Source organism: Arthrobacter sp. StoSoilA2 (assembly GCF_019977195.1).
Classification (GTDB): domain Bacteria; phylum Actinomycetota; class Actinomycetes; order Actinomycetales; family Micrococcaceae; genus Arthrobacter.
The window spans coordinates 3,096,293-3,113,568 of the sequence record NZ_AP024643.1; the positions used below are offsets into that span (position 1 = coordinate 3,096,293).

Here is a 17,276-nt window from a genome sequence, read left to right on the forward strand (position 1 = left end):
CATGATGACCGGCAGGCACACCGTGGAACAGCACAGGCACACAGTTGAGGGCACCGACCCCGAATTGTTCGTTGAAGTGCATGAACCAGCCACCGATGCCGGACTACGACCCGTCCTGTTGATCCACGGTTTCTCCTCATCCAGCAAGCTCAACTGGGCGGACAGTGGCTGGATCACCACGCTGCAGGAAGCCGGCCGTCGGGTCATCACCGTGGATCTTCCCGGTCACGGCCAAAGCCATTCCCCCGAGGACCTGGATTCGTACACCCCCAGCCGGATCCGCGCCGACCTCCTGCAGATCGTGACCGACGCCGGCGCACGGCCCCTGCGCGACGGCGATCCTTCCACGGGACTGGACATCGTGGGCTACTCGTTGGGATCCCGGCTGGCTTGGGAGTTCGCCGCTACACAGCCGGACCTGGTTCACCGGATCGTCCTGGGCGGACCGAGTTCAGCGGATCCCCTGGCAGCCTTCGACCTCGCCGCCGCCCAGCGGCACCTGGCCGATGGCACACCTATTGAGGACCAGTCCACTGCGGGGTTGCTGAAGATGGCTCAGTTGCTGCCGAGCAATGACCTGTTCGCCATGCTTTCGCTGATCGAGGCCATCAAGGGTGAGCCCTTCGATCCTGCCGAAGCTGCCCCGCACGTGCCCATTCTCTTGGTTGCCGGCGAGAAAGACGATCGCGCGGCCACCATGCCTGAGCTTGCGTCCATTGCCGGCAAGCGCGGTGCCATGGTGGAGACCCTGGTGGTCCCGGGACGCACGCACACCAACGTGATCACCAGCCGGGCTTTCAAGGACGCGGCCATCGAGTTCCTGGGTGTATAGCGATCGCGCCGGCCGGCGCTAACGGCTCAACCGCTCCGCGTTAAGGCTCATTCGTTCCAGGACGCTCAAGGCCATGGCATATTCATCGATTCCTATGCCCATGGAAAGGTCCTGGCGGGCGGCTTCCACATAGCGGAGGGCCTCGTGGTATTTTTCGCGGCCGAGCTCGCTGAGCGCCAGGCGGTCATCAATCATCGTGATCATGCCCCTGCCCACCAACGAGGCAAGCTCCCGCTCCCGCAGGCGCGCGTCATTGCCCCAGAACGGGCGCAGGATCTCATCCAGCTCATCAGGACGGACCGTTCCCTCTGCCAAAGTGCCCAGGGCCTGCCACTGCCGCCGACTCAGTTTGACCCGGGCCAGAGTGGCATCAAGCTGGAGTTCCAGCGCGGCGTCGAGCCTTTTGATCCAATATCCAATGGGCTTGTTCACAAGCCCATGCTTCCAGCGGATGCCTCACCCGGCAAGCTTTGAACGGTAGGCTGGAAGCAGCCAAATTACGTGGAAGTGGGGCAAATGGGCATGCGTTTTAAGGACCGGGCGGAAGCCGGCCAGCGCCTTGCCGAAGGACTCCCCCAGTTCAGGGAACGGCCAGACACGATCGTCCTTGGCCTGGCCCGCGGAGGTGTCCCCCTGGCTGTGGCGGCTGCCTCCGCGTTGTACCTGCCCTTCGGTACCATCCTGGTCCGCAAACTGGGGATACCGGGACGCGAAGAGACTGCCTACGGCGCACTTGCATGGTGCCAGGGCGACGTCGTCCGCATCGTCAACAAGCCGCTGAAGGAACATGTCCTGGCCCATGGCATCAGCCAGGCGGCGTTGGATGCAGTAGAGGCACATGAACGCGCCGAACTACTTCGGCGCGCACGGCAATACCCTGGAATCGAAAACGACCTTCGAGATAAGACCGTCATTCTGGTGGACGATGGCCTGGCTACCGGCGCCACCATGCGTGCTGCCGTGGAGGCTGTGCGGGCATCAGGTGCCCGCACGGTGGTCGCCGCCGTTCCCGTGGCCTCGCTGGAAGCCGCAACATCCTTGGCACGGGTGTGCGACTTCGTGATGGCACTGCACACGCCGGGCAAATTCCATGCTGTTGGGGCCTTTTATGAGCGTTTTGAACAGTTGACGGATCACGACGTCGTGGAGCAGCTGGAAGGTGCAGAGGCCCCAAGGGCGAAATAGCTGCTTAACGCCCGGGGCGGGCCCGGTTTTACAACCGCGCCCGCCCGGAGAATCACTGTGTTGCTGGGATTGGATCTGTTGCTTGGACTGGATCTGTTGTGAGCCTAGTGATGAACACTGAAGCCGAGGGGACGGCCTTTGGTTTCCTTGGCAAGAATCACTCCCACGGCTGAGACGATGCACAGTCCCATGATGTACAGGCCCACTGATCCGGACCACTTGGTGGCGTCCAACAAAGCCTGGGCAATCAAAGGGGCGAAGGCCCCGCCGAGAATGGCGCCCAAGGCGTAGCCGATGGAGATTCCTGAGTAGCGGACGTGGGCAGGGAACATCTCGGCGTACATCGCTGACATTGGCCCATAGGACAAGCCAAGCCCGATGGTGAGGACGAACAAAGCTATTCCGTAGAGCAGGATGTCCTTGGAATCGATCAAAGCGAACATGGGGATCATCCATGCGAACACCAGGCCGTAACCGAGCAGGAACGTCTTTACGCGGCCAATCTTGTCCGAAAGCCAGCCTCCCACCATGGTGAAGATGAGCCACCCGAAGGAGGCAACCGTGGTGGCCAGGAGGACCTGGGGCGCCGGCATCTTCAGCGCCTTGGTGGCGTAGGAGATAAAGAAGGCGATCAACAGGTAGCCTGCGGCATTGTTGGCGATGAAGATCAGTGCCGCGAGGATGACCTCCTTCTTGTTATTCCGGAACAGCTCGCTCAGGGGCGCTTTGCTTTCGGCCTTGCGCTGCGCGATTTCCTTGAAGACCGGGCTTTCCCCGACTGCGCGGCGAATGAGGTAGCCCACCACGATCAGAACCACGGAAAGCAGGAACGGCACGCGCCAACCCCAGGCTGCAAAGTCTTCCTTTGACATGCCCGACTGCAGGAAGAACAGGAGGCCGGTTGCCAGGATCATGCCGATGGGCACGCCGATCTGCGGGTAAGCACCGAAGAGTCCGCGCTTGCTGATCGGAGCATGCTCTACAGCCATCAGGGCGGCGCCGCCCCACTCACCACCGGCCGAGAAGCCCTGGACCACCCGAAGGGTGATCAGCAGAATCGGGGCCCAAAGCCCGATTGTTCCGTAGGTGGGCAGCACGCCGATCAGGGCCGTCGCCGCCCCCATCATGACAAGCGTCATGACCAGGACTGCCTTGCGTCCCAGCCTGTCGCCGAGGTGTCCGGCAACGAATGCCCCCAATGGCCGGAAGAGAAAGCTGATGCCGATGGTGGCGAAGGACAGAATTTGCGCCACTCCGGGGTTCGATTTTTCCAGGGGAGTCAGGAACAGCGGCGACAACAGCGTTGCCGTGAGCTGGGCAAAGATGAAGAAGTCGTACCACTCAATGGTGGTGCCGACCAAAGTCCCTGCCAGGACCCGGCGCTCTTCGCGCTTACTGCTTGGGCCCGACGCAGAGTCGACAGTGGAAGTTGCGGTCATTGGAACTCCAGGGGTGAGAGTGACTGGTCGGTGCATGGCTGGCATTAACCGACAGAACGGTCAGTTAGGAAAGACTACTACATACCGTGACCCAGCGCACAGCATTTATCCCGCCACAACGGGAAAAATGCTGCTCAAGAACACACTTGTTCTATAGTTGAATAGTCAATTCGTATATGGAACGATATCTTGATGAGGTGTGCAACACAAGAGTTGACCGCCGCATGCCGTCACCCGCCAACATAGGATGGTTTGCATGAGTCCCCGCAGCGACGTCAAAAGTCCGCAGGAAGCAGCAACCCAGGCGCCGCCGTCGCAAACCCTCTCACGGGGAATCCGTGCACTGGAGATCCTTGCCGAAGCCGAACGCCCGCTTAGCATTGCTGAACTCGCCGAAGCCCTGGGAGTGCACCGTTCTGTTGCCTACCGCATCCTCCGGACGTTGGAAGACCACTCGCTGTTGATCAGGGACGATTCAGGCCGCGTCCAGCCCGGCCCCGGACTGGCCGTCCTGGCACGTGGGGTCTCCAGCAACCTGCAAACAGCTGCCCTTCCAGAGCTCACCCAGCTGGCGAATACCCTGCACATGACCGCTTTCCTGGCCGTTTGGGACCACCAGGAATGCGTCACGCTGGTCACCGTGGAACCCCGGCATTCAGGCGCCGCACTCGCCCAGCATCCCGGAAGCCGCCACCCTATAGGTATTGGCGCACCCGGCATCGCCATCCAATCGACCATGACCGAGGACCGTTGGCGTCAGGTAGGAGCAGGTATCCCCTACCGCCCCGAGGCGCACGAAGCCCGACGCATCGGCTACGCCACCAGCCACGATGAAGTGATCGCCGGGTTGTCATCAATCGCCGCTCCCATCCACGTCCCGGGCGGACGGCCGGCCGCAATCGCCGTCGTCTACATCCGCCTCGACCAGGACGCCGACGCCGTGGGTAAGGAGTTGGCTGCCAGCGCCATGCGCATCGAGAGCCAGTTGGCCTGAACCCCTCCTCCGCAGGCCAGGCATTCCTTCTGGGTCAAGTGCCCTGCCCCACAGCACAAGACCCACAGCCGCGGGAACCCAATACTCGAAGAAGGACAGGAATTTTCCTGTCCTTCGTTTCGTCGAGCACTGAGAAGGAACCCATGAGCCTGAATCTTCTTGATACCTCCAACTGGCTGCCCCTGGACGGTTTGGCGCCCGGCTTCGATGCCAACAAAGCCCCCACCGTCCAGGACCTGGCGGGACGGGAATTTGCCGCCCGCAGCGATGGCGTGCCCATGACGTTCAGCTTTGATGACGAAGAAGTCCAATGGGCTGCGGCTGGAAACAGCGGGACGGCCTCCTATGAGGCCTTCCTCGTAGCCGATGAGCTCTACTACGCCCAATGGCACAGTCCTGTGGAGGAAGGCCTCGCCGTTTCCTTGATCCTGGATCTCACCAACGGACGCGCGCTCTACGTCGGCGCTCTTCTGGGACACGCATCCCCAGGCTCAACGGCAGTCCAGCACGATTTCCGCGCTGGAACCCTCGAGGGTTTCAGCGCCAATGGAACAGCCATCGCGGAGAGCACAGCCCTGATCGGGCGGCGCGTCGAATGGGTGTACAGCGATGCCCACGCCTACGAACACATCTACCTCAGCCCTACCTGGTACACCTGGCAGTGCCTCGCCGGACCGGAGCGGGGCCTCGCAGACACCGATTCCAATACCGTCTTCGAAATCCGGCCCGGAATTTTCGTCTTTACCTGGCGCGAAAAGGTCATCCCGTGCGGCTCCGTGACCATAGCCGATCATCGGAGCCCCAAAGCAATCCGCTCACATGGCAGCCTTTTCGGCTGGGATGAGGCTGGCACCAAGCCTGTGCATTTCACGTTCGGCGCCCACGGCCGGTTGATCAGCATCACCCACCACAGCCCGGAGCTTGACCCTTCGGTGTAGCTGGCCCGGTTTGAATCAATCACAGCAACAAGACACGAAAGAAAGCCCCGGCACCAGGTTGAACTGGTCACCCGCCGGGGCTTTCTTTCGTGCGGTGCTTCCGCGTACGGAACAGTCTCAGCCTTCGGAAGAGTCTCAGTCTTCGGAGCCGTGGCCGATCCGGGCATAGAGCCCGGGCTGCGAGCGCCGCAGGCGCAGCCCCCACGCAATTCCCACCAGGCCCGGCAGCAGCACTACCAGCGGCAGGACGAATGTTGCCGCCGTCGATTCCGTCTGGCCGAGAAGGACGTTGAAGTTGGCAAGGATGAGCACAAACACTACCGCCAGGAAAACAAAGCCAAGGCCTGGCGCAACAACCCGCACCCACAGGCTGGCACCATGCCGGTTCCGGCGGAAGAAGCCAATCACTGCGGCGGACACCACGGTCATGAGCAGGACCAGCCCCATGGCACCGCTGTTTGTCAGCCAGGTGAACATGGTCAGCACGGGATACAGTTCGCCAAGTTCAGAACCTGATCCCGCGATGGCGAAGGCAACAGTCACGACGACGGCAATCACCGTTTGCGCCAGCGACCCCGCAAAGGGTGCGCCACTCTCTGTGCGGACTGCTGCGAAGAACGGTGGGATGACGCGCTCCCGGCCCAGCGAGAAGAAGTATCGCGCCACTGCGTTGTGGAAGCTGACCAAGGCGGCGAAAAGGCTGGTCACGAACAGGATCTGCGCGATATCACTCAACAGCACGCCTCCGTTGGTGCCCAGGAAGGCGAAGATCATGTCCGGGCCACTGTTGGTGGCTGTTTCAATGACTGCGGATTGGCCTGCACCGACGGTCATTGCCCAAGCGGAGGCGGCATAGAAGAGGGCGATGATGGCAACCGCTGCGAAGGTAGCACGGGCAACGGTGCGCTGGGGATCTTTTGACTCTTCGCCATAGATGGCCGCCGATTCAAAGCCCATGAAGGCGGCGATTCCGAAGGAAAGGACTGCGCCGATGCCGGGGACGAACAGGCTTTCGGGGCTGAACGATCCTGCAGACACTCCTTCAGGTGCCACGGCAAGGCTGATGACGTCATAGGCGATGACCACCAGGAATTCCAGAGCCACCAGGACACCCAGCACCTTTGCCGAGAGATCCACCCGGTTGACTCCCAGCCAGCCGACAATTGCGATGCAGACCAGCACTGGGATCCACCAGGGAACGCTGATGCCCAGCCTTGCCGAGAGCAGTGAGGAGACGGTGAAGCCAAAGAGCCCATAGATGCCTACCTGCATAAGGTTGTAGGCCATCAAGGCGACCAGCGAGGCTCCCACACCGGCCGGCCTTGAAATGCCTTGGGCAATGTAGGCGTAGAAGGCGCCGGCGTTGGTGACATAACGGCTCATGGCCGCGTACCCTACTGCGAACAGTGCCAGGATCCCGCCGAGGATCAGGAACGAAAGCGGGACTCCTGTCACCCCGGTGACAGCGAAGGTGGTGGTCACCCCGCCCGCAAGGACGGTCAGCGGCGCGGAGGCCGCAATAATCATGAAGGTCACGGCCGGGACGCCCAGACGCCTCTTGGTGTCTGCGGGCCCGGCGATCTTGCGCTTAACGGGGTTATCCACGCTCATTGGTTGTGCTCCTGCCTCGGTGCCGGACGGAGATTGCGCGGCACGGTGTCGGTCATTCCGCAATCTTCCTCCGCCAAGGCGCCGCGTGACTTGTCTCACACGGCAAGGTGTTTGTCAGTGCACGCAAGCACAGCCCTCGTAAAGTCCCCCGGTGTAGAATCGTGGGCAAGCTCACGTCCGCGCTGGTGGCATTCAGTACCGGCGCCATCAGGTACGGCGGGCATTGAAAGGGAATTTGATGACCGTCGCGGCTGAGACCGGCCCCGCAACCGTGCACACGGTGGTGGCGGATTCATTCCAGGAATGGAGCCAGGCCATCTCAGCATCCTTCGTGCCATTGCTGGCCAAAGGCCCTGAACATCCCAAAGACAACCACTTCCACGGGACCATGCGGGCCAGGGTCCTGGGGCAAATTTCCGTGGTCGAAGTTACGGCTGGTCCCCATACGGTCCTGCGAACGCCTGAGCTGATCGCCAAGTCCACCGGACGGTTCTTCAAGCTCAGCATCCAACTCTCCGGCTCTGGCCGCCTGGTTCAGGACGAACGCGAAGCCGTGCTCGGTCCCGGGGACCTCGCCATCTATGACACCTCCCGCCCTTATCAACTAACGTTCGACGACGACTTCCGCACTTTGGTGCTGATGTTCCCGCACGTCCTCCTTGACTTGCCGGCCGAAGCCATGGGCCACGTAACCGCCCTCCGGATACCCGGGAATGAAGGCCTCGGCGAGCTCATCAGCCCCTTCCTCGTCAGGCTTGCCGATAACCTCGAAGCCCTTTCAGGGGCCAATGGCCTCCGCCTGGTCCACAATGCACTGGATCTCGTCACTACCCTGTTCAACGGCGAACTGGACCAGCTCATCGAGACCGGCCGCGATCCCCACCTCCTCCTTCTGGGACGGATCCACGACTACATCGAGGCCAATCTGGGTGACCCCGAACTTTCCCCGGGAACCATAGCCGCCGCCCACTACATCTCCACCCGGCACTTGCACGATCTTTTCCAGGAGATCGGCACCACCGTGGCCTCATCCATCCGGCAGCGCAGGCTCGAACGCTGCAGGCGCGACCTCCTGGACCCTGTCCTGGCAGACCGACCGGTCACGGCCATTGCGGCGCGGTGGGGATTCACTGACGCAGCCCACTTCAGCCGGATCTTCCGAGCTGCGTTCGGCAACTCCCCCACCGGCTACCGCAACAGCCACTAACGGTGGCATGCCGGGCAAATGACTAGGCTGCCGCCGTCGGAGCTGTGCCTTCATCTGCCACGGCAGCCATCTCGTTCAGCATTGCCCGCAGCAGGCGCCCCTCCAACCCGGCGAAGGCAGGATCACCGGCCCGGTTGAGCAGTTCGCCGGGGTCTGTGAGGTGATCGTACAGTTCGGCGACGTCGGTACCGAAGTAAAGCGTCAGCCTGCCCTCTGCTGTGATGACCGTCCGCATCCTCACCGGCCCGGGGAGTCCATCGAGTCCGAATGGCTGCTCTTCCTCCACCAGCAAAGCATCACGGTGCCTCTGCGCAGATCCTTGCAGCAGAGGAACCAGGGAGCGGCCCTGGATACCCCGGTAGGGCGTCGAACCGGTGAGCTCGAGCAAGGTTGGTGCCAGGTCGGCACTGGAAACGAGGGCCTGGGTGCGGGCCGCCGGGGTGCCCGGAACGTGCACGATCAAGGGAACATTCGTCACCGCACGGTAGTGGACAAAGTGCTTGAGCATGAGGCCGTGGTCCCCGAACAAGTCTCCGTGGTCACTGGTGAAAACGATGATGGTGTCCTCGGCCAGGCCTTGGCGATCAAGCTCATCCAGGATTCGGCCGATGTGCTCGTCCATCATGGTGATCAGGCCGTATTGTGCCGCCGCCGCATGCCTGTATTGTTCCTCCGTTGCTGCCCAGGTCATGGTGGGGTCCGGGTTCGGATGGCCCCGGTGTTCCATCATTGCCTGGATATGCGCCGGAGACGCCGAGTGATCCTGGTCGAATCCCAGCGGCAGGGGCAACGCACCAGGATCGTAGAGGTCCGAGTAGCCTGCCGGGGGTGAAAAGGGGTGGTGGGGATCAGGGAAGGAGACAAACATGAAGAAGGGCTGGTCCTGGCCCGCCGCGTCCTTCAGATGCTCGATTGCCTTCTCGCCCACATAGCTGGTGGGATGCACTTCAGGGGGAATGGCTGTCTGGTACACCTGGTCCCATCCGCCATACCGGCGGGCGGAGTTGCCTGCACCTCCCAGCGTTTCGGGGTCGACGCCGCGTTCCCTGGCCCAATGCACATAGTGGCCTCCGGGCCGGTCCCCATGACCAATGACGAGGTCCACGTGTTGGTAGCCGTAGTAGTCGGCAGGGAGCCCGATGAAGCGTTTATCGTGCGCCTCCCGGTTCTCCCACTGATCCCAACCGGGAGCGTAGCCGGGCCGGCGGGCGTCACCAACTGTTGGATCCAGGAGCATCGGATCGGTACTCCGGATCTCCTTGGCCTGGTGCGGCTCAAACTCCCACCCCATGTTTTGGTGGTGCAGTTTTCCTACTCCCACAGTGCGGTAACCGCCGGCTGCCAAGGATCCGGGAACAGTCTGCGTCAACGGATCCAACGTGATTCCATTGCAGCGCGTCCCGTGCGCCGAAGGCCACCGGCCAGTCATCAAGCTGGCCCTGTTGGGCATGCAGGTAGGGTTCGCCACCGTCGCATTCTCGAATACCACGCTCCGGGCTGCGAGCGCATCAAGGTTGGGCGTCCGGACGACATGATTGCCACCGAAGCCCAAGTGGTCGGCCCGCAATTGGTCCGCGATGAAGAACAGGACGTTGGGCCTGCCCTTGGCCGTAATGCCGCGCTCCCGCGTCATACCGGCCTCTTGATGAGGGACAGCACTTCCGTGCGCTGGCGTGCGAACTCCGGAAGCGAGCGCGTGGTGATCTGGTCGCGCGGAGCCGGCAGGTCGACGTCGACGATCTTCAGGACGCGGGCCGGCTTGGAGCCCAGGACCACAACGCGGTCTGCCAGATAGACGGCCTCGTCGATGTCATGGGTCACCACCAGAATGGTCATGTTGAAGTCCTTCCTGATCTTCAGGCACAGGTCTTCGAGGTCGAAGCGTGTCTGTGCGTCCACCGATGCGAAGGGCTCGTCCATGATAAGGATCTCCGGCCGGTATGCGAGGGCACGGGCAATCGCCACACGCTGCTGCATGCCGCCGGATAGCTGCCACGGGTATTGGTTGTCGGCGTGGGAAAGCCCGACGGCGGCTAGTGCGCTGTCGCAGCGTTCTTTCAGTTCCGCTGCAGGCAACTTGAGGTGCCGCAAAGGAAGAACGAGGTTCTTCCTGACCGTCAGCCACGGCATGAGTGAACGGTTGTAGTCCTGGAAAACCAGCGCCATTTCCGGCGGTGGGCCACTGATGGTGCGGCCATCGATGGCCGCCCGTCCGCTGCTGGCCGGATGAAGCCCGGCCAGGCATTTCAGGAGGGTCGTCTTTCCGACGCCGGAGGGACCGACGATGCAGACAACCTCGCCGGCATCCACGGTGAAAGTGAGGTCTTCGATGACTACATGGGATTTTTCGCCACTCCCGTAGCTCTTGGCCAGGTGAGCCACGTCCAACCGTGGAGTGGTCGCGTTGATGCGGGTTTCTGGTTGCTGTGCCATGGCGGACTTTCTGTTTCGGGTGTAAAGGCTCGGGGCCTGTCGGATGCTCATGCTGCACGCGCCATGCGCCGTGAGCCGATGTACCAGGAGAGGACCTTGCGCCTGAGCAGGCTGAAGAGGACATTGACAAGGAATCCGATGACGCCCAGGAGCAGGATCCCTGCCCACATGTCGGCTGTCATGAAGCTCTGCTGCGCGAGCAGCGTCATGGCTCCAATGCCTTGGGAACTGCCCAGCATCTCGCTGGCGATCATCACGATGAAGGCAACCTGCAGGCTGACCTGCAAGCCGGAGAAGATTTGCGGCGCGGCCGCGGGAAGCAGGACGTTCAGGACGCGCTCCTTCCGGTTCAGCCTATAGACCCTCGCCACATCCATGAGGTCGTTGCCCACCCCACGGATACCGTCCACGGTGGCGATCATCGTTGGGAACAGCGCCGCCAGCGCGATGCTGGTCACGCGCATCTGGGTGCCGAATCCAATGAGGGAGATGAAGATCGGCACCAGGGCAACCGGCGGTATTCCCCGAAGAAAGTGGATCAACGGATCCACCATCCAGCGAACCGGGGGAACAAGAGCCGTCACGAACCCGATGGCAATCCCCGCAAAGGCTGCGATGGCAAATCCCAGGAACAGGTTTCCCAGGCTCAGCAGCACATCTGACTGGAAGTGCTCAAAGAGCCAGAGCTCCTGGAACCGGCCAACGATGGTGCGCAACGGCGGGAAGAAGGGGTCAAGGGAGCTCTCGGACAGGAACCACCAAGCCACCAACAACAGCACGGGCGCTCCGGCGCCGATCAACCAATTTCTCATTGTGGGGTTTCTCATCACGGCACCACTTCACGGTAGGACTCATGCCAGTGCAGGACACGGCGCTCGGCCAGCCGCGTGGCACCTTGGAACAGGAGGCCCAGAACGCCCAGGACGATCACCAGGCCGTAGAGGCTGGCATAATCACCGGCCGCCTGGGCTTGGTAAATGCTTTGGCCCAGGCCCGGGCCACCGCCGAGCAGACCCGCTACCACAGTGACCACCAAGGCGGCCGGGGCAGCAACCCGCATGGCGGTTCCGATGTAAGGCATGGCGCTGGGCAGGACCACGCGGGCCAGGATTTCGGGCTCGCGCATGCCATAGGAGCGGGCAGTGTCCCTGGCAACGGGATCCGTGCTCTGGACTCCGTCGACAGTCTGCATGACGATCGGGAGGAGGCAGCCGAACACCACCAGGAACAAGGACATCTCCCCGGTTGGGCCCAGTACCAGCACCGCCAAGGGAAGAATGACGATGGGCGGAACGGGCTTCAGGAACTCCAGCACCGCCAAGGTAGCGAACCTGACGGTCTCAAAAGTCCCGACAAGCAGGCCCAGGATGACGCCTGCCACCGCAGACAAAGCCAGCGCGAGCAGGGCGATCCCGATCGTAGCTCCCAACGAGGACCAGAACGTAGCCGTCCCCAGGATGGTTGCCAGGGTGCTGAAAACAGTGGTGGCTGGCGGCAGGGCATTTCCTGCCACCTTTGCCTCGGCAAGGACCTGCCAGATGACCAGCGCTGCCGCAATGCCCAACGCACTGAAGGTCAATGGGCGGATGGACCCTTTCATAATGAGCCTCCCATGTTCGGTTCGCGCCTACTTTCCGAAGACAAGATCGCCCGGCAGCTTCACGGGTGCACTCAGGAAACCGAGGTCAGCAAGGTTCTTGTTGGCCCTTTCAATGTCCTCCGTGCGGACGTCCTCAGGCCAGTAGTTCACAGCTCCTGATTTGACGACGTCCAGCGGGGTCTTGGTGATCTCGGCGCTGAGTTGCTGTGCCTCTTCGATGTGGCCATTGGCGTAGGCATTGGCCTTATAGATAGCTGCCTTGAAACCCTGCAAGGCCTTCTCCTTGGATTTCACGGTGTTGGCACCCGAAACCCAGAGGCCGATTGCGCCCTGTTCAAAGAATTCGACGCCCGGCGATGCCAGCAGCCTGTTGCCCTCGGACATCGCCTTCGACGTGAAAGGTGCAACGAGCGACGCTGCATCGACGCGTCCCGAGTTCAGGGATTGAAGGGCCGATGAAGGATCCAGGACCATCCAGTTCACCTTCGCGGGATCGCCGCCGTCGTCCTTGACGAGCTTGCTGACGGTGACTTCCAGTTGTGCCTTGCGGGCCGGGACGCTGACGCTCTTGCCTTCGAGGTCTTTTGGCCGGGAGATCGATGATGCGTGCTGGACCAGGAGCCCTGTGTCATCGACCCTGTTGAGGTCGCTGGATTTCCCTGCGCCGTCTTTATAGCCATCAGCAGCAGCGATGATCTTCAGTGGCACGTTCTGGCTCAGCGCATTCAGCAGCGGGATGGAGGGTGTATAGGTGAGATCGATCTGGCCGCTCTGGGCAGCTGCAATACCGGCGGGAGGGTTGGCAATAACGGAAGTCTCGACGTTGAGACCCTGTTCCTTGAAGTAGCCCTTGTTGATGGCGAGCTGGATCGCGGCATCGGATCCGATACCGATGGTACCCACCTTCAGTGTGGTGGTCCCGTCAGCGGCCGGGGTGGAAGCCGGGCCTGACCCGCCGCCGCAGGCAGCAAGTGCCATGGACAGGACTGCGGCCAGTGCCAAAGGAAAACTGCGTCGCATGTGGTGCTCCTTGAATCGCGAAATGGTTGGAACGGAGGGGTTTTGTTCTAGCTGTTGGATTGGTGGACTATGCGGCCACCGCTCAGGGTGAGCCTGACCTCGGCGTCGAGGAGCTTCTCGATCTCCTCGTCATCCGGCCAGGGGTTTGACAGCAGGCAAAGATCTGCGGCCATTCCGGGTATCAGTGCTCCTTTGAAATGTTCTGCGTGGTCTTGCCAAGCTGCGCCTATGGTCATGGCGGCGAGCGCTTGGAGTCCGGTGATCCGTTCAGGATCGCCGGGGTTGCTTGGCGTGGAGCGGGTGGCACGACGAACAGCAGCCGCCACAGTCCGGCGCCAGTCGGGACTGGTGACGGGAGCGTCGGAGGCCAGGTTGAAGTGCACGCCGGCCTCCAGAGCAGAATGCAGAGGCTGGTGGCGGGAGAACCGTTCCTCGCCCAGTACCTGGCGCATCATGTCCCCGGCTTCCTCGCGGATCAGCGGGTTGGTGCTGTAGCCGATGTGATGGGAAGCCATGGTGGCCAGGGTTTCGGTATCAGTGAAGGCGCCATGGATGATGTAGTGGCGATTTCCTGCTACTTTGGAGCCGGCTTCAGCGGTTCCATCGGCCGCCGCCACAATCGCTTCCACGGCCGCGGATGTGGCGGCGTCGCCCGTTGCATGGAGTCCTGCCTGCAGTCCCGCGTCGTTGATAAGCCGAAGTATCCGGTGGAGTTCGGCAACTCTTTGGGCGTCATCGGCACCTTGGATCACCAGGTGGCCATGCGTGCAGGCGTTTCCATATGGTTCGCTCATCCACGCGGTACCACTGCGCGGAATGCCGTCGGCGAATATCTTGACGCCGGCAATCCGCAGCTGCTCCGGATCGATGCCCCGGTTCACGTAAGTGTTGGCCAGTCCGCTTCGCAGGCCCTCGTCGATGGCCTTCGCATCGGCTCCCCCGGTCCCCGCGAACAGCATCAGGACATTGATCCTTAGTGTCAGTTCACCATCCGCGGCGAGGTCACCTAGTAACTCAAGTGCCGCCGTCGAGCCCGCACCGTCCATCAGTCCGGCACTGGCAGGGCCCAAACCCGGATCTGTCAGCGACGTAATGCCCAGCGAGTGCAACTGTTCCTGCAATTGCAGCAGCGCAGGGCGAAGCGTCGCGTTCGGCACCGGTGGCATCATCTTTGAAACCAGTTGCATGGCGCCGTCCTGGAGAAGGCCAGTTGGGCTGCCATCGCCGGCCCGCACCACTGTGCCACCGTCGATGTCTGCCGTAACAGCAGTGATGCCCGCCCGACGCAGCGCTTCACTATTGGCGAGAAGTTGATGGCCTGTGCGGTCGAACGCAACCACTGGTGTACCGGGTCGGCAATCCAGCAAATGTCCGCTTGCTGGTCCGAGCAGCACTTCGTCCCAACCATGCGCACGAACCCAGCCGTCCTCCCCTGCTGGCGCCCTGTTGATGATGTCCACCACAGCCGCCCAATCCGGTGCGATTGATGGATCCAGCCGCACGTATCCAAATGCGGCCATTGCCGCCGAAACGAAATGCAGGTGGGCGTCATTGATTGCGGGAATGAGAGCGCCTCCGGCGGCATCCACAACCACGGTGCCGGGCCCAACCGCCCTCGCAGTGTCTGTGCTTCCGAGTGCCAGAATGCGTCCATCCCTGATGGCCAGGGCGTCTGACATCCGGTCCGGTTTTGCCGGGTCCATCGTGTGGACCGAGGCATTGACGATCACCAGATCGGCAAGTTCTTGCATCGGTTCTCCTCAGGTCACTGCATCCCATGTGATGCAGGCAACAACGTTCTAGAAAGAAGTATGTCGCCTGACTGGGTCATTTGACTAGGTTTTCCGGTAAAATTCTTTTCAGGGGTCTTTCCAAAGGCTCCACGGCATTGCCAGGAGCCAGCCCGGGCGCAGAACGCCTAGGATCGATGAGACCGATGATCAGCGTGCCTGATCACGGATATGACTAAGGACAGGAAGGGGCGCGGATGGCCAGGGTTCCCGCCGAAGCAAGGCGGCTGCAGTTTGTTGAGGCTGCGGCACGGGTCATTGCCCAGGATGGGCTCGCCTCGGCTACAACGCGCCGGATCGCCAGTGAAGCCGACGCGCCGCTTGCGGCACTCCACTACTGTTTCCGTAGCAAGGACGAGCTTCTGGAAGAGGTCTACAACTTCCTCAGCCGCGATTATGCGAAGGCATTGGAACCAGTTGCTGATCCCGGATTGGGCCTGCGCCATATGATCGGAGCCCACGCCCGGCGAATCTGGACGCGCATGCTGGAGAATCCGCATGAGCAGGTGACCACCTTCGAGCTTTTGCTCCGGCGATTCCGCGTCGAGGCCGATGACCAGCCACAGGCCCTGCTGATGAACCGCTCCATGTACGACGGCTGGGTCAGTTCAACCCTGGAACTGTTCCGGGGCGCGGCAGATGCCGCCGGCGAGCCAGTCCCCCACAATCTTGAGGACGTCACCCGCCTCTTCATCTCCGGTATAGACGGCATCAGCATGCAGCATCTGGCCGACCCCGACGAAGAACGGTCAATGCGCCTGGTGGAGCTAATGGCCCGCTCCCTCGCCGGAGCACTGGACTACGACTGAGGCTGACGCTTCATGACCAGGTAAGTCAGAACTCCAAGCACGAACAAGCCCGCTGCGGCAGCCATGGACACGACGAAGGCTGCACCAGGCCCCTGCGCCTGCGCCAACTGCCCGGCAAGGTAGGAACCAAGCGCGGTACCGGCCACGATCCCACTGGCAAGGGCCGTCATCACCGTGGCCATCCGGCCGGCCGGGGCAACCACGCCACCGATGCTGAACACCGTGACCATGACTGGTCCCACCGGGATGCCCAGCAAAAGCAGCACGAACACCATGGGCCAAATGCCTGCAGGAACCAGCAACAACAGTGCGAACAAGGACATCGCCAAGGCAGCTGCTACCCAACGGGCGGCAAGGCTGAAACGCTGCGGCCAGAACGCAACGGACAGCGCCGCCACGGCTGAGCTCAAGCCCATGACGGAGTACAGGAGGCCGGCAATTTCCGCCGTAGCGTACTGGGCAGAAAAGGCGCTCAGGGCGTTCTGCGTAGCACCAAAAAACGTGCCCATGCACACCATTGCCACAACCGGCACAGCCACAACCGCGCCCGCCCGGCGACCCCCTCGCTTTGCTGCACGTTCACGGGAATTACCCACGACGGCGGCAGCAGCCTTACGGGGTGCCGGCACCACGGCATTTTGGCTGGGGTGGACGGCGAAGGCGGGTACAAGGGTGATGGTCATGAGCGCTGCCAACGCCAAAGGCAACCAAGGAGCAATGAGGCTGGCCAGAATTCCAACCAGGGCAGGTCCGAGCACGAACGTAATCTCGTCAGCAGTGCCCTCGTAGGAAAGTGCCGTGTCCAGATCGGCACGGCTGGCCGCCACGCTCCGGCCTCCGTTCGCCGGCACTCCCGCTCCTGCTGCAGGAGCATCCTTCGTGGAAACAGTGGCCATGCGGACCGATGACAGGTTCCGGGTGGTCAGCGCCATCCAGCGAACACGGGCCATGGGGCCGACCTGCGGGCAGCTCGCCCCGGCCAGGAAACCTGCCACTAGCACGCCCGCAGCGTCCAGCACGGAGGCAGAAGTTGGGGTCATATAGGCGGCGGCAAGAAGGCCGAGGACGGCCAGAGTGTTAACAACTGCCGCAACGAGCAAAACGATGCGCTGGCCGGCACGATCGGCCAACGACCCGAGGACGGGAGCTCCCACTGCTGACCCGATACCCACTGCTCCGGCAGCCATGCCGCCAATTGCGTAGGAATGACTCACCGCTGTTACCAAGGTCAATGTACCCACGGTGAGCATTGCCAACGGAAGTCTTGCGAAGAGGCCGAGAGGCAGGAACCCTGGCCCTGCGAGTTCAGGCAGCCGCGCGAACCTTCCGGGCAGGCGGGACCGGTTGGTGGACGGCGTTGGGGTCTGATGTGAAGGCAGTGGCTTGGAAGCCAACGAAGATTTTTCCATTGTTCCGGG

Annotated in this window: 16 protein-coding genes; 6 read left to right on the plus strand and 10 right to left on the minus strand. The window is 62.1% G+C overall.

Annotated elements, in window-relative coordinates:
• The first annotated feature begins 1 nt into the window (after position 1).
• Positions 2–832 carry an alpha/beta fold hydrolase gene (locus tag LDN82_RS14055; protein ID WP_224164631.1) on the plus strand — a complete coding sequence of 277 codons (831 nt, stop codon included), beginning with the start codon at positions 2–4 and terminating at the stop codon, positions 830–832.
• An 18-nt stretch (positions 833–850) separates the two neighbouring features.
• On the opposite strand, the gene LDN82_RS14060 is transcribed toward LDN82_RS14055, so the two are convergent.
• Positions 851–1,264: a MarR family transcriptional regulator gene (locus LDN82_RS14060; protein WP_224164632.1), complete on the minus strand. Its 414-nt coding sequence runs from the start codon at positions 1,262–1,264 to the stop codon at positions 851–853.
• A gap of 84 nt (positions 1,265–1,348) precedes the next feature.
• Here LDN82_RS14060 and LDN82_RS14065 point away from each other — a divergent pair, with 84 nt between their 5' ends.
• Entirely contained in the window at positions 1,349–2,017 is a 669-nt protein-coding gene (locus LDN82_RS14065; RefSeq protein ID WP_224164633.1) for a phosphoribosyltransferase family protein, read from the plus strand.
• A 104-nt stretch (positions 2,018–2,121) separates the two neighbouring features.
• Here the strand turns inward: LDN82_RS14065 and LDN82_RS14070 are convergent, their stop codons facing one another.
• Positions 2,122–3,456: an MFS transporter gene (locus LDN82_RS14070; RefSeq protein WP_224090888.1), complete on the minus strand. Its 1,335-nt coding sequence runs from the start codon at positions 3,454–3,456 to the stop codon at positions 2,122–2,124.
• A gap of 247 nt (positions 3,457–3,703) precedes the next feature.
• On the opposite strand from LDN82_RS14070, the gene LDN82_RS14075 reads away from it, so the two are divergent.
• Positions 3,704–4,450, plus strand: a complete 747-nt coding sequence (locus LDN82_RS14075; RefSeq protein ID WP_224164634.1) for an IclR family transcriptional regulator — start codon at positions 3,704–3,706, stop codon at positions 4,448–4,450.
• Positions 4,451–4,593: 143 nt separating this feature from the next.
• The gene (locus LDN82_RS14080) at positions 4,594–5,388 is read left to right on the plus strand and encodes a MoaF C-terminal domain-containing protein (protein WP_224164635.1); all 795 of its coding nucleotides are present in this window, start codon (positions 4,594–4,596) and stop codon (positions 5,386–5,388) included.
• Between the two features lie 135 nt (positions 5,389–5,523).
• Here LDN82_RS14080 and LDN82_RS14085 read toward each other — a convergent pair whose 3' ends face one another.
• On the minus strand, positions 5,524–6,999 hold the full coding sequence (locus LDN82_RS14085; protein WP_224164636.1) for an APC family permease: 1,476 nt from the start codon (positions 6,997–6,999) through the stop codon (positions 5,524–5,526).
• Positions 7,000–7,237: 238 nt separating this feature from the next.
• Here LDN82_RS14085 and LDN82_RS14090 point away from each other — a divergent pair, with 238 nt between their 5' ends.
• Complete coding sequence (locus LDN82_RS14090) at positions 7,238–8,206, plus strand: helix-turn-helix domain-containing protein (protein WP_224164637.1); 969 nt, start codon at positions 7,238–7,240, stop codon at positions 8,204–8,206.
• Positions 8,207–8,228: 22 nt separating this feature from the next.
• On the opposite strand, the gene LDN82_RS14095 is transcribed toward LDN82_RS14090, so the two are convergent.
• The 6 genes from LDN82_RS14095 to LDN82_RS14120 are packed head-to-tail and all read right to left on the minus strand — an operon-like array spanning position 8,229 to position 15,010.
• Positions 8,229–9,839 (minus strand): sulfatase-like hydrolase/transferase, encoded by a 1,611-nt coding sequence (locus tag LDN82_RS14095; protein ID WP_224164638.1) that lies wholly within the window; start codon positions 9,837–9,839, stop codon positions 8,229–8,231.
• Positions 9,836–10,690: an ABC transporter ATP-binding protein gene (locus LDN82_RS14100; protein WP_224164639.1), complete on the minus strand. Its 855-nt coding sequence runs from the start codon at positions 10,688–10,690 to the stop codon at positions 9,836–9,838. Before LDN82_RS14100 ends, LDN82_RS14095 begins: the two co-directional genes overlap by 4 nt.
• Positions 10,687–11,451: an ABC transporter permease gene (locus tag LDN82_RS14105; RefSeq protein WP_224164640.1), complete on the minus strand. Its 765-nt coding sequence runs from the start codon at positions 11,449–11,451 to the stop codon at positions 10,687–10,689. Before LDN82_RS14105 ends, LDN82_RS14100 begins: the two co-directional genes overlap by 4 nt.
• A gap of 14 nt (positions 11,452–11,465) precedes the next feature.
• Positions 11,466–12,239 (minus strand): ABC transporter permease subunit, encoded by a 774-nt coding sequence (locus tag LDN82_RS14110; RefSeq protein WP_224090898.1) that lies wholly within the window; start codon positions 12,237–12,239, stop codon positions 11,466–11,468.
• A 27-nt stretch (positions 12,240–12,266) separates the two neighbouring features.
• A complete protein-coding gene (locus LDN82_RS14115; protein WP_224164641.1) occupies positions 12,267–13,259 on the minus strand; it encodes an ABC transporter substrate-binding protein in 993 nt (330 codons plus the stop codon).
• A gap of 47 nt (positions 13,260–13,306) precedes the next feature.
• Positions 13,307–15,010, minus strand: coding sequence for an amidohydrolase (locus tag LDN82_RS14120; protein ID WP_224164642.1), 1,704 nt, complete (start codon positions 15,008–15,010; stop codon positions 13,307–13,309).
• Positions 15,011–15,246: 236 nt separating this feature from the next.
• On the opposite strand from LDN82_RS14120, the gene LDN82_RS14125 reads away from it, so the two are divergent.
• Entirely contained in the window at positions 15,247–15,858 is a 612-nt protein-coding gene (locus tag LDN82_RS14125; RefSeq protein WP_224164643.1) for a TetR/AcrR family transcriptional regulator, read from the plus strand.
• Here the strand turns inward: LDN82_RS14125 and LDN82_RS14130 are convergent.
• Positions 15,849–17,267: an MFS transporter gene (locus LDN82_RS14130; protein ID WP_224164644.1), complete on the minus strand. Its 1,419-nt coding sequence runs from the start codon at positions 17,265–17,267 to the stop codon at positions 15,849–15,851. The genes LDN82_RS14125 and LDN82_RS14130 overlap by 10 nt on opposite strands.
• Positions 17,268–17,276: the final 9 nt, after the last annotated feature.